6 protein-coding genes are annotated in these 13,726 nt (G+C 39.6%); 5 read left to right on the top strand and 1 reads right to left on the bottom strand.

The genetic code is table 11. From position 1 onward, the window contains the following. The first annotated feature begins 1,085 nt into the window (after positions 1 to 1,085). From IM477_RS00650 to IM477_RS00630, 5 genes are all read left to right on the top strand, one after another. Positions 1,086 to 1,451, top strand: coding sequence for a response regulator transcription factor (locus IM477_RS00650; RefSeq protein WP_002798118.1), 366 nt, complete (start codon positions 1,086 to 1,088; stop codon positions 1,449 to 1,451). A gap of 91 nt (positions 1,452 to 1,542) precedes the next feature. Continuing rightward, positions 1,543 to 2,073, top strand: coding sequence for a chemotaxis protein CheW (locus tag IM477_RS00645; RefSeq protein WP_287730059.1), 531 nt, complete (start codon positions 1,543 to 1,545; stop codon positions 2,071 to 2,073). An 89-nt stretch (positions 2,074 to 2,162) separates the two neighbouring features. Continuing rightward, a complete protein-coding gene (locus IM477_RS00640) occupies positions 2,163 to 4,841 on the top strand; it encodes a methyl-accepting chemotaxis protein (protein WP_287730058.1) in 2,679 nt (892 codons plus the stop codon). 73 nt (positions 4,842 to 4,914) lie between these two features. Next, positions 4,915 to 6,126 (top strand): glycosyltransferase, encoded by a 1,212-nt coding sequence (locus tag IM477_RS00635; protein WP_287730057.1) that lies wholly within the window; start codon positions 4,915 to 4,917, stop codon positions 6,124 to 6,126. 446 nt (positions 6,127 to 6,572) lie between these two features. Next, positions 6,573 to 7,910, top strand: a complete 1,338-nt coding sequence (locus tag IM477_RS00630) for an AAA-like domain-containing protein (RefSeq protein WP_287730055.1) — start codon at positions 6,573 to 6,575, stop codon at positions 7,908 to 7,910. Between the two features lie 21 nt (positions 7,911 to 7,931). Here the strand turns inward: IM477_RS00630 and IM477_RS00625 are convergent, their stop codons facing one another. Beyond that, the gene (locus IM477_RS00625; RefSeq protein ID WP_287730053.1) at positions 7,932 to 13,718 is read right to left on the bottom strand and encodes an AAA family ATPase; all 5,787 of its coding nucleotides are present in this window, start codon (positions 13,716 to 13,718) and stop codon (positions 7,932 to 7,934) included. Positions 13,719 to 13,726 lie beyond the last annotated feature (8 nt).

Here is a 13,726-nt window from a genome sequence, read left to right as displayed (position 1 = left end):
TCATAAATCGAGGTTAACCCTTTGTCCCGTAATGGTTTGAGCCTTTTTTGCTGACCGAAAACGCCTAAGTCCCACTATACAGCATAGATTGTCAAGATTTTAGTCGTGCTTCGCTGTTTTATATTGGTCGGGGTTTCATCCCGTCGCTAAAAGCGAGGGTCTTCACCCCGACATTTGAGATAAATCGGCTCGTGTTTTCTGACCCTTTTTACCTCTGGCTGCTGTGAATAAGCTGACTACACATCTAAATTATCGGTTAAGACGGCATGAGAGCTACAAGCAAAGACAGGGAGCTAGAACTTTTGTACTAAAAATCTCTAGGGCTGGTTTAAATTCAGTAAAGCTTACTGAAAAATATGTTACATAATTAGCTTATCAGATTTATTATTAGTGACAAGAGGAGGTAATACTAAATCCTGTTTAAAAGGTATAGGAGAGTGGGGTGTGGGGTGTGGGGAGAAGGGAGCGCTGGAGCTGCGGAGTGGGGAGCAGGGAGAAACAATTGATAACTTGAGAGTTAATCACACTATTAAAAACGGATTTGGTCTAAGAGAGCGTTTCTCATCAAGATGAAGTATGAAGGCATTTGGCATCATCCCCAGACGACCAGCTACTGCTCCAGCCTTCCCCAGTTCCGGCCTTCCCCAAAACCCGAGACTTTGTACCTCACAAGTAAGATAAATGCTTCTCCTAGACTAAAAGAAATAGGGTCTATTGGGGGAGATTCCGAGAAATTATGGAAGGAAGCTGCAATGAGATCGAGATTCGCAGTATTTTACTGAGGAATTTCAACTAAAAGCCTAAAATCCTAAAATCCTAAAACCCAACACCCTAAAACCTCACACCCAACCCCCAAACCCGAACAAAAATCTCTTGGCTGGTGGTTTTTAACGGTGGAATTGGGAACTATAGAGATGAAACCCGAAAGGGTGAATCAAGTCCTTGTTTAGAGGGAAACCCCTGATAAATTTCAGATTGCGTTGGAGGCAAAAATGAGAGAAATTTCGGAGCATCCGGTCAACGGGGACTATTATCGGGCATCTTTTGCCATTGTTGTTCTTGGCAGCCTAGCTAGGTAGGGAGTTATGAGCGAAATATTGCTGGTAGAAGACAGCCAAACGCAACGGGAACTGATCTGTGATCTACTCCGCAATAGCGGCATTAAGGTCACGATCGCCACGGATGGGGTGGAAGCCCTCGAACATATTCAGAGAGCCAATCCGGATCTCGTCGTCCTCGATATCGTCATGCCCCGCATGAATGGTTATGAGGTGTGTCGTCGTCTCAAGTCGGATCCAAAAACCAAAAATGTCCCGGTGGTCATTTGTTCCTTGAAAGGGGAAGTCTTTGATCGCTATTGGGGCATGAAAATCGGAGCCGATGCCTACATTGTCAAGCCCTTTGAACCGATTGAGTTCATTTATACCATTAAACAACTGTTGCGCCGATAAAATCGCCCTCACCGGGGACAGTCTAGCTATGGCATAGGTCAAGACAGCTAAAAACGCCGCCCGAATTATTAGTTGCAAGAGAACTAAACTCATGCTTAACAACGCCGATTTTTTTGCTCGTAACGCTCAAAATATCGCCCCCGACAATCAGGAATTACAAACTCCCGTCGGTGAACTGTACTTGCGATTTTATCTACCCTCTCAGGACGAGTTTGCCCTTAGTGCCGTGGGAATTTGCGAGGTAATACAGCAACCACTCGATCGCATTACCCCCATTCCCAATGCTTCACCCTTGCTCCTCGGCACGATCAATCTCCGGGGTCAAGTGATCTGGGTGGCGGATCTCGGGCAATTTTTGGGGGATAGCAGCCGCTTAAACACCGATCGAGCCGAAATTCCCATAATTGCGATCAAAGAAGAGGAAACGATCCTCGGTTTAGCGGTGGAACGTTTGGGAGATATGGAATGGCTCGACCCAGATAAACTAGGTAGTGCGGCCAGTATTCCCGATCAGATCGCCCTCTATGTGCAGGGAGAGTGGATTCTGGGCCAAGAATCAAAAAAAACCTTAAGACTACTCGATCATCTGGCCATACTCCGTTTTGCCCGTTGGGCGGCTTAAAACCTGAAAAAAATAGCAGAATAGGATTTATAGGAATTCTTTCTTGAAACTACTAACTACTTCATTTAACTTTACTAGGGGAGGGGCAAATGCCGTCAGGGACAGAATACGCAAAACTTTATAGAAAGGCTAACACCGCCTATTGCCAGGGCAACCTTGAGGATGCCGCCGTCATTGTCAAAGAGATGATCAGCAAGTATCCCGAGGATGCCAATGTCATGCTTTTACAGGGTCACATTCATCTAGGACTACAACAATACAGATTGGCGGAGGAACGTTACGAAAAAGTGCTGCAATTGGCTAAAAATTCTCCCAATAGCTCCGATCTAGTCGATTATGCCCAGCGTGGTCTCGATCAGATTCGGCAATTTGGTTTTGAAGCCGAGGAGGGAGATTTTACGATCGCTGCTACGGAAAGCATTGCCTACAGCGAGGCAGCTTTCGATCTAGGTCAAGGTTTTAACCATTCTCGCTCCTGGAAGTCGCCAGGGGCTGACCCCGATGGACAAAAAAAAGGGCTGGATTTGAATAGTAGTCTTTTCAATGAGGAGGATCCCAGCGAGCCTACGGTAAGTAAAGTCCATTCCTATGACGATGATTTTGAGGAATCGGAGGAAACCGCCTTTAGTTCCCTTACCCGGCAGGGCCCTGGCTCTCACGGTTCCCAGTGGTCTAGCGATTCGGCGGAGGGGGAAGCCCCTTTCCCCTTTTTAGAAGCGGCGGAGATTGACTCGCTGGAGGAAGGGTGGGACGGTGAGTTAGGGTCAACGGGAGAAGCCACTTTTATGGTTTCCTCTGCTCTGGGGGGAAATCCCCTCACCGGTAGAGATCAGGAGTTATCCTATAGGGATACCCTAGAAGAAAGCACTTTTGCCATTGACCTGGAATCGACCCACCCACAAGGGGCAAAAACTGGCCCTAATCAGGGCAGAGTCACTCAAAAAAGAGACGAGGAAGACGAAACCGGAGATTTTGGGCAACCAGAACTCAATGATGAGGATTTAGACGGTTTTTCCCCACTGGCTCTGACGGATACGGTTCAAGGACTGGGGGACTGGGAGCTATTTACCCCTTCGGGGGGGGAAGCTTTAAGTGGTGGTTTTCTCCCCGAACCCAGTGCGCGCCTTAATGCCAGTTCTGGTGTGGGAGAGCCTAGATTTAATCCTTCTCGTCTAAAAACCCCCAATGACAAAAGAGATAGTCATCTTACCCATGCTTCCGAGCGCTTGCTCAAGCCAGTGGTGGAAGTCAATCCGGGCAAATTAGGCTTTTTTGTCAACGCTTCTTTAGGCAAAAAACAACTAATCCTAGCGGCTTTAGCGGGTATTACCCCTGTGATCATAATTTTTGCCGTTAGTACCACCTCTTGGCTTTCTACGCTCTTGGCTGCCAAACCAGCCCCGAATAGCCAGGCAAAAACCGAAAAGGTTGCCCCCAAACCGGCCCCGAAACCGCCCGCATCAGCCAGTCTTTCCCCCTTCAGTCAACCGGTACTAACCATGATGTTATTAACCGGACTGGGAACCCTGGCCCTGACTTGGCTAGGTTTACAGTTGCTAATTAGTCAGATTAAGCGCAGTCTCAACGATCTGCAAAGCCAATTCGAGCATCTCTCGGAAGGTAATTTTAACGCTAAAGCGACGATCTACTCGGAAGATGAATTCGGTCAACTGGCCAATCGTTTCAATCAGATGGCTCGGGTGGTGGTAGTTACCACCACGGAAGCCCAACGCCGCGCCGCCGAAACGGAACGGGAACGGGAAGACTTACAACGGCAAGTGATTCGACTTCTCGATGATGTGGAAGGAGCGGCTCGGGGAGATCTGACCGTGGAAGCGGAGGTAAGCGCCGATGTTTTAGGGGCGGTGGCCGATGCTTTTAATTTGACTATCCAAAACCTGCGCGAAATTGTCCGACAGGTGAAAAAAGCGGCAAAACAGGTGAATCAAGGCAGTACCAATAGTGAATCTTTCGCCCGCAATCAGTCTAGCGATGCCCTGCGGATGGCGGAGGAATTGGCCGTCACCCTTAATTCGGTACAGATGATGACCGACTCAATTCAACGGGTGGCAGAAAACGCCAGAGAAGCCGAAGAAGTCGCTCGCACTTCCTCGATTACCGCCCTGAAGGGGGGCGATTCCGTGGAAAGAACCGTGGCGGGAATTCTACAAATCCGCGAGACAGTATCAGAAACGGCGCGAAAAGTCAAGCGTTTGGCGGAAGCTTCCCAGGAAATCTCGAAAATTGTCGCGGTAGTCTCTCAGATTGCCTCGCGGACCAATTTATTGGCTCTTAATGCCTCGATTCAAGCGGCGCGAGCAGGAGAGGCGGGCCGCGGTTTTGCGGTTGTGGCCGATGAGGTGCGTCAGTTGGCCGATAGAGCTGCTAAATCGCTTAAGGAAATTGAACAGATCGTTTTACATATCCAATCGGAAACGGGTTCGGTAATGACGGCGATGGAGGAAGGGATTCAACAGGTTATCGATGTCACCGAGCGCTCGGAACAGGCGAAGAAGTCCCTAGAAGATATTATCCAAGTTTCTAATCGCATCGATACGCTGGTGCGATCGATTACCGCCGATACGGTCAAACAACGGGAAAATTCCCTCAATGTCGCCCAAGTTATGCAGTCGGTGGAGTTGACTGCTCAGGAAACTTCCCAAGAATCCCAACGGGTGGCGGGTTCTCTGCAAAAATTGGTGAGTATCTCCCGGGAGCTGCTTTCTTCGGTAGAACGGTTTAAGGTAGACTCAGAGGATGATCGATAATCGGTGAGCGCTAATCAGTGGGTTATTGATTAGCCGCTATCCCTCAAGATTGACCGCTAGAGTGAGTAAAGTTATGCCTAAACTTAGTCTCTGCATGATTGTCAAAAATGAAGCCGAAAATCTCCGGCGCTGTTTGGATAGCGTTAAAGGGGTGGTGGATGAGATGATCGTTATGGATACGGGTTCGACCGATGATACGATTGCTATTGCTCAAAGTTACGGTGCCATAGTTCCTAGCTACGATTGGCGGGGTAATTTTTCCGATGCCAGAAATGAGGCTTTAAAATATGTTACTGGCGATTGGATTTTAGTCCTTGATGCTGATGAGGAATTAAATGCCGCTATCGTACCGAAAATGCGTCGGGCAATGGAAAAAGAGGAAAATTTAGTGATTAATTTAATCCGCCATGAAATCGGAGCCATACAATCACCTTATTCTCTAATTTCGCGGCTATTTCGCCGACATCCTCAGGTCACTTTTACCCGTCCCTATCACTCAATTATTGATGATAATGTGGCTATTTTATTAAAAAAAGAGCCTAATTGGAAAATAGTTGAACTGCCAGAAATTGCTATCTTTCACTACGGTTACACCGTGGATAAAATAGCCAGCTTAGATAAGTTTGAACGGGCAAGAAAAGCGATGGAGGGTTTTTATCAGCAACATCCCCACGATCCCTATGTGTGTAGTAAATTGGGAGGGTTATATCTGAAGATTGGCAGGGATAAAGAGGGTTTTAAGCTGCTCAAACACGGTTTAAAATGCCATGGCTCTAATCCGCATATTTTATACGAGTTGTATTATCATCTCGCTAATTATTATTATTCAGTAGAGGAATTTAAGCAATCAGCCGATAATTTTATTAAAGCGATTAAGCAGCCAATTTTAGATAAATTAAAACTGGGTGCTTATAATAATTTAGGTGGGTTATTATACGAAGCAGAAAAATACGAAACGGCCTTATCTATCTTTGAGAAAACCGTAGAAATTGATCCTAGCTATGCCGATGGTTACTATAATTTAGGACTGGTTCTCAAACAACTGCACCGGCTACCAGAATCGATTAAAGCTTATAAAAAAGCTCTCAAGTTAAACCCGGATAATCCCACTATTTACCAAAATCTAGGGGTTGCTTATATAGCTTTCGGTAGTTATAATGAGGCGATAGAGATTTGGCAAAAAGGCCTACAATTATTGAAAAATCAGGGTAATTTCTCTCGCGCTGAAATGCTGCAAGAAACCCTAGAAGCTCTGGGAGCAAGTGTATTGAGGGATGAACAGTAACTGTTCACCGTTGTCGCGAAGATTGGGAGCAGCCACTGTACTAAAATTCTCAATAGGCAGTTGAAATGCAGTACATCTGATTGCTAAAACCCTGTCTAGTCAACTCCTGTGAGGATTTTTCCGAACTAATTGTTAATAGGATTATCGAGGGGTTAGACGCGGAAGACTTAGGGGTTTTGATAGAAATGATCAAGAGATAATTGCTCCCGTGTAATTGACCTTGACAAGAAATGCTATAATTTCCTAGCAAGAGGGGAATGGAATCCCTCTCAGGGTTGCCATCGCACAATTTTGTCGGTTACTGGTTCTCGTCAGCTTGTTTGTCAAATATACCAATTCTATTTTGAATCGGTGCTGTTATGTCAAGATTCAGGTTTTCTGGCTGCAACGGAACTGAAAAATCAAATAATCTATTCCATCAAATCTTCTTACCTTAGACAAAAATAATGAAATTCGAGGAAATCCAAGAGATTCTTAATCGGCAACTGCTCAAGCTTGAGAATCGCTGTCTCAATGACACAGAACAATTATTATTGCGAGGACTTTGGCAGAAAAAGAACTATCAAGAAATTGCCCAAGAAAACGGTTATAGTAGCAGCTATCTTGCCAATGTAGTTGCCCCAGAACTCTATCATAGACTCTCGCAACTGATCGGAGAACCGATCAATAAGAAAAATTTTTTATCTAGACTACAATCTCATTTTACCAACTCCACATCGCTTCAGTATTGCGGTAATGAATATCTCCAAAATGAGCGTCCAGAATACCCAGATGCTCCTGTTCCCTATAATTCTTATTATTATCTAAAACGAACAAAACTTGAAGCAAAAATTATCGAGGAAATCGGACAATCTGGGGCGTTAGTACGCATTAAAGCTCCCAAAAAATGGGGAAAAACGTCTTTATTATTAACAATTTTAGAGGCTTGTCAACAGCAATTCGGTTATCAAATTGTTAGTTTAGATTTACAAAAAGCAGACCAAGACATCATAGCAAATTTTAACAAGTTCTTACGCTGGATCTGCCGTAATTGCGCTCGGCAGTTGAATTTAGAAGCCAAATTAGATGATTATTGGGATGAAGATATAGGAATTAAAATGAGTTGGACAATTTATTTTGAAGAGTATATTTTACGAGAGATAAAACAGCCACTGGTATTGGCTTTAGACGAAGTGCATCGAGTCTTTGAACATCCGAAAGTAGCAGAAGATTTTTTACCTTTAATCAGAGCTTGTTATGAAGAATCTAAGCGATCTCCCCTGTGGCAGAAATTACGTTTAATTATTGTTCAATCCACAGAATCTTATGTTTCTCTGCGATTAGAACAGTCTCCTTTTAATGTGGGATTACCCATAGAGTTACAGGGTTTTGATCAAGAACAAGTGGCAGAATTGGCAAAAAAATATCAATTAAATGAATTAGCAACCAACGAAATTCAACAGTTGATCGACTTAGTGGGAGGACATCCTGCCTTGATTCATTTAGCGATTTATCATCTTAGCCAAGAGCGAATCACGATGCCAGATTTAATCAAATCAGCAATTACATCAACGGGAATTTATTCCTCTCATTTACAGCTGCACTGGGTCACTTTACAAAAACAACCCGAACTTGCCGATATTTTTCAACAGATTTGTCAAGGGAATCAACCAATGATAGTCGATCCAATTATTGCTTATAAACTTAATAGTATGGGTTTAATTAAACTCAGAGAAAATCAAGCAATTGTCAGTTGTCATTTGTATCAAAAATACTTTATAAGTCAATATACTGGTTCAGTATAAATAAATGTTTGAACCATGATATTAAGATAGCGATCGCTCAAGCCAATCAGTATTAAATATCGTCTGATAAATCCGATTATGAACGTCTATTTTACCATGGCGTTTTACCACTAATCCAGATAAAAATAACTCAGGTAAATAGGGATTGTTATCAATCTGTATTGCTTCTTGATGCAGAATTTGTCGATACAAGGTTAATAATTGGGTTCGGTTTGGACTTTGAAGAAGGCGATCTTGAATAGTTTTTAAATGTTCGGGTTGATCCTGCATCTCCCAATCTTGAATAATTTTTTCTGCTACTAACTGAGCTAACCATTGTTCTTCTTGATTAGAGGGGATTGGTTGCTCACTATCCCGCATCAGTTGACAGAGTTTTTGAGTTAAGAAAGGTTGCCCTCCCGTCCAGCTTAAGACTTGTTTGAGCATTGTCTGAAGATTACTGACTTTTTCTGTTAACCCATATAATAAAGGTTGAGCTTCGTGTTCTTTAAAACTTGCTAATTCAATAGCGTTACCAATATTAAAAGGTGTTTTCTGGGGGTCAGTAATTAAAGCTGAAGGTGTGGTAGCACCAAAAAAGGCAAAAGTTAGCTCTTGAAATTGAGGTTGAATCGCTCTCTGGTTATAAAAAGAACGAATTAAAGCAAAAAAGTCAGAGACATCAAATTTTAACCCTAAAATGCTATCAATTTCATCAATAAATATAACAGTCGATTTTCCAGATTGCCGCTGATTAAAATCGTCATTAACTAGAAGAAACTCTTCCATAAATTGTCCTAATCGTTGTACAGGAGGCAGGTCTAATTGTTCATTCCACCAAGCTTTAAAAGTTTTCAATTGTTTGATTAATCCAAAACTGCGGAGCAGATCAACGGCTAATCCTTTATACCATTGTTCGGGGGTAATATTGTCTGTTCCTAGCCGAGTTAAGTCAATTACTGCACATCTAATTCCCTCCTTTTGTAATTGGCTCATCATCCGCACCATTAAGCTAGATTTTCCCATTTGACGTGCATTTAAAACATAGCAAAATAGACCTTGTCTGAGAGCTTTATAAAGATTGCGATCAGCTTGTCGAACCACATAATTCGGTGCATCCATCGGTAAACTGCCCCCCACTTGATAGACAAATTTGGGAGGTTGTTCAGCACTTTTAAGCAGGTCATTTTCAAAGATAAGTTCTGCTTGAGTTGCTTTCAGTACCTCTAAAGTGTTTGTGAGTTCTTTTGTCCGTTCTTCTACTCTTTGTTCTAAGGTTTGATAGAGTCTGGAGTTATCAATAGAGATAGCGGCTTGAGCTGCTAGAATATTTAATAGTTCAACCCTTTCTGAGGTAAATGCGCCTGTTGTTAAATTATTTTCTAAATAAACAATTCCTTTTAATTGACCTTGATTGAGTAAAGGAGTACAAAGAATGGATTTAGTTTTTTTAGCCACAATATAATAATCATTGGTAAATTGACCTGATGAAGTGGCATCATTTAAAACGATAGTTTCTTTTGTACGAGCGACATAATTAATAATGCTAGTGGGTAGAATGGGAATTGAAGTGTCATGGTCGATAGATTCTATGGGAATTGGCTGTAAGATATTAACCGTTTCTTGAGCAATTGTTCCTTGAGCTTCAATGACCCAATTTCCTTCCTGTTCTAAAATCAGACAACCTTTCTGAGCTCCTGCATTTTCAATGACAATTTTCATTAAATTTGTTAGGAGATTTTCCAGTTTAATTTCTCCAGAAATTGCTTGCGAGGCTTTAAGAATAGTGGTTAAATCAAGAACTGCTCCATCATTACCAGTAGTTGAAATGGTGGTACTCAGTCCTTTAGATTTGTTTTGATTGCTGATGCCTAATAAATATTGAGGGTATTCTTCTTCTAATTGTTTAACTTTGGCCTTTGCACCCCAACGAATGTAACAATGATAAGCATTTCTGAGATATAATTTACCGATTTCTTCTCTACCTAAAGTAAAATAAAATTCAGAGGCACGTTCATAAGCTAAAGCCTCTTCATGAATAAATTCATATTTTTTTGCTCCTTGAATTGCTTTTTCATAAAATTCTTGAGCTTCCCAATTTTGACCTAAGACTCTCGCTTTTTCTGCTTCGACTAAATCATGTTTATGTTGAAAGTTTTCAGGACAGTGACTAGCATAATTCTTCAGGTGGTTTAAATTTCTATTAATTTGTTTTAATAATTCTTTTTGTTGCTCTCTATTACAACTAGGATAATAGGCAAGATGAGAAAGGGAGAAGAAAAAAGTATGGTGTGGTTTCCAGATATGTCCAACAATTGCGATCACATATTTATCTGCATAATGACTATTATTTAAAGCATTGAACCAATTTTTTAAAAAATAATTAATAAACATTTTGCCAAAATAGTGAATAAACAACAACCATTGATGATTATTTTTGGTAAAATCTTCTATATACTGTGCTTCTTGATCTTGGGATTTACCAATTAAAAGAATATATTTAGGTTGATCAATACAAATTAAATTAACAACTATATTGCTGCATATTTCTGTATAATTACGAGAATAATCAAGGTTAAGAGATTGAATTAATTGGCTACATTTGTAATAATCTTGATCTAACTCTTCTAAATTACATCCTCCGAAAAATTTGATTAAGCAATAATCTAAAGCCAGATAAGAAACGTATTCATTATGCCCCACATTGATAAGTTTTTGTAAACTATTCAGTAACTGTTCTAAGATTATTTTTTGATTAATATGCTCTTTCCAATACATGATAAAACCATAATACTCATGAATAATAAAAGGCTCTATCCTATTAATATTATCTTGTTCTAAGAGTGCCATAGATAGTTGTCCAAACTGATAACCAAAATCAAAGTCTTCTACAATTCCACATAAAAGCACTCCATAGAGACTATAAGTAGCGGCGGCCTGAGGAGGATTGTTATAATTAAGGCAAAAATTAAGCTGAATTAATACAATTTCAACAAATAATGCAAAATTTGTTGTCGCTAAAGCAGTTGTAACCTTTTGCATTACTGAAATAGCGGCAAGCTTATAAGGATCGGTCATTTTTGGTAAGTCAACTAAGTCTTCAACTTTTTTATCTTTTAATAGTAATTTCAAGGATTTGGTTTGTTGCTTAATTTTATTTTTGATTTTTCTCTCAGTGACACCTTCTTGATTTTGGTTAATATTGATTCCCAATTGTTCTAAAGCAATAAGTGCGACCTTAATAGCTATATCTGGCCGAAATTGAGCGTAATAGGACAAGATTTCTAGTTCATAAATTTTGACTCTATCAAGAATGTTAGTCACTTTTTCTAAAATATCTGTAGATAGCTCTTTCATGCGCTCCCACTGTGTATTCTGGTAGAGAGTTTCTAACAACTCTATCTGAATTTCTAACGTTAACTGATATTGATTTGTCCAGCTATTATTACCTAACAATGCTAAACTTTCTTCTAAAAATATTAATGCAACTCCATAAGCAGTTGAAGCTTTTGCTTTTTTTGCTGCTTGAAGATTTAATTTAGCTAACTCATTTTTTTCTGATTGTTTAGTGATTAAAGTAGCTCCCTTATTAAAGTGATTAACAATATCAAAAAGGTGATTGTGTAAATCATCTTCTTGAATATCTTTGAGGAGGAGACGGCCAATCTCTAGATGAACTTCTCTTTTTTCTTCCTCTGATATAAGAGAATAAGAAGCTTGTTGTACTCGATCATGTAAAAATTTATAACAGACAGATAAAGAATTTTCAGCACGGTTGTTTGATAATTCTTCTAAATCTAACAGCAAAGGAACTTTATAGTTATTGTCTAGGGGAATAATCAAACCCATATCAAGAGCAGACTGTAATTCTCTAGCCGTGATAATTTGAGATTTCTGGTTGAGCAGAGCCAGAATTTTTAAGTTAAATTCATGGCCAATACAAGCAGCTAATTTGATAACCTGTTGAGTTTTATCATCTATTTTTTTGATTTTATTGACCATCAATTCAATGACATTATCGGTGAGGGAGACCCTTTCAATTTGTTTAATATCCCATTGCCAATAACCTTGGGGATTATCTTCTGAGTTTAAAAAAGATTGACCGATGTTAAGTCTTAATAACTTTTCTTGGTATAAAGAATAGAGAAGTTGACTTAGGAAAAAAGGATTTCCGTTTGTTTTTTTGAAAACTAATTGAGCTAAGGGTTTTGTCAATTCTGTTGAACAAATCAGGGTATCAGCAATTAATTGATTAACATGATTTATTTTTAGGGGTTTAAGGATAATTTGGTTAATTGTGACTTTTGCTTGCTGAATTTTTTCTAAAGTCCGTCTTAGTGGATGAGTTGAACTGACTTCATTATCTCGATAAGCCCCTATTAAGAGACAATATTGAATATCTGGCTCTGAAATTAATTGATCAATTAAATTCAAAGAAGGTAAATCTGCCCACTGTAAATCATCAATAAAAATAACTAATGGATGCTCTTTTGTTAAAAAGACATTCATAAATCTTTTAAAGACTCTATGAAATCGATTTTGATTTTCAGTTTTACTAAGTATTTCAACGGGATGCTGTTGCCCAATAATTTTTTCTACTTCGGGGATTATATCAATAATAATTTTTCCATTACCATCTAAGGCTTCTAACAATTTTGTTTTCCAGTTTTGTAGGATAACTTCTGGCTCACTTAAAATTGTAGATATTAAGTTATGAAAAGCTTTAGCAATAGCTGAATAAGGGATGTCTCCCTGTAATTGCTCAAATTTACCCCGAATAAACTGGCCTTTTTGTTCTGTAATCGGTTTGTGAATTTCATTGACTAAAGCAGTCTTGCCAATGCCTGAATAACCAGAAATGATAATTATTTCTTTTGTTCCCTGAATAACTCGCTCAAATGTTGTCAACAGTTGAGTAATTTCTTGTTCTCGACCATAAAGTTTTTGGGGAATCTGAAACTTTTCAAAAATATCCAGTTTTCCGAGAGAAAAGGGCAATATTTGTCCTTGAGACTGTAACTGGTTCAAGCAGGTTTCTAAATCTGCTTTGATTCCCCAAGCACTTTGATATCTTTCTTCTGGCGTTTTCGCTAATAATTTGATAACTAGATTAGAAATTGCTACGGGAATATCTGAGGTGATTTCATGAGGGGGTAAGGGATGTTGTGCGATATGACAATGAACTAACTCCATCGGATCAGTTGTTTCAAATGGACGTTTATTAGTTAAAAGTTCATAAAAAGTTACCCCCAGACTATAAAAATCACTACGATAATCGAGTTTTCTATTCATTCTTCCAGTTTGTTCTGGGGCAATATAAGCTAATGTTCCTTCTAATTGATAGGGAGAACAAAAGGTTTGAATTTCTTGAGATAAATGAGTAGCAATTCCAAAATCAATAATTTTAAGTTTTTGAGTTTGCCGATTATAAACAATGTTAGATGGATTAATATCTTTGTGAATAATATTAGCGTTATGAATCGCCGCTAATCCCTGTATTATCTGAATGGCAATGATTAAAAATTCTTCTGGACTTAATTGACATTGAGATAATAATAAATCTAAAGATTGCCCACCAAAATCTTCCAAAAACATGACTAAACTATTCTCATGTCTTTGTAAATCATAGGACTTAATGGTATTATCTACCTTTAAAGAGGAAGTAATTTCATATTCCTGTTTGTAGCGTGTAAGCTCTGAAACACTTGGATAATTTTCTTTAAGAATTTTCAGAATAGTAGGTTGATTATCTGGCTGTGTAGTTCCTCGATAAACTAACGTTTTGTTACTTTCATATATTTTCTCAAGGATCCGATAGTTAGTCACCATAATATTTT

Origin of the sequence: Microcystis sp. M090S1 (genome assembly GCF_020246295.1) — a bacterium.
GTDB classification, from domain to species: domain Bacteria; phylum Cyanobacteriota; class Cyanobacteriia; order Cyanobacteriales; family Microcystaceae; genus Microcystis; species Microcystis aeruginosa.
Note: the sequence above shows the minus strand (reverse complement) of the source record. Positions and strands in the feature narration are given on the sequence as shown.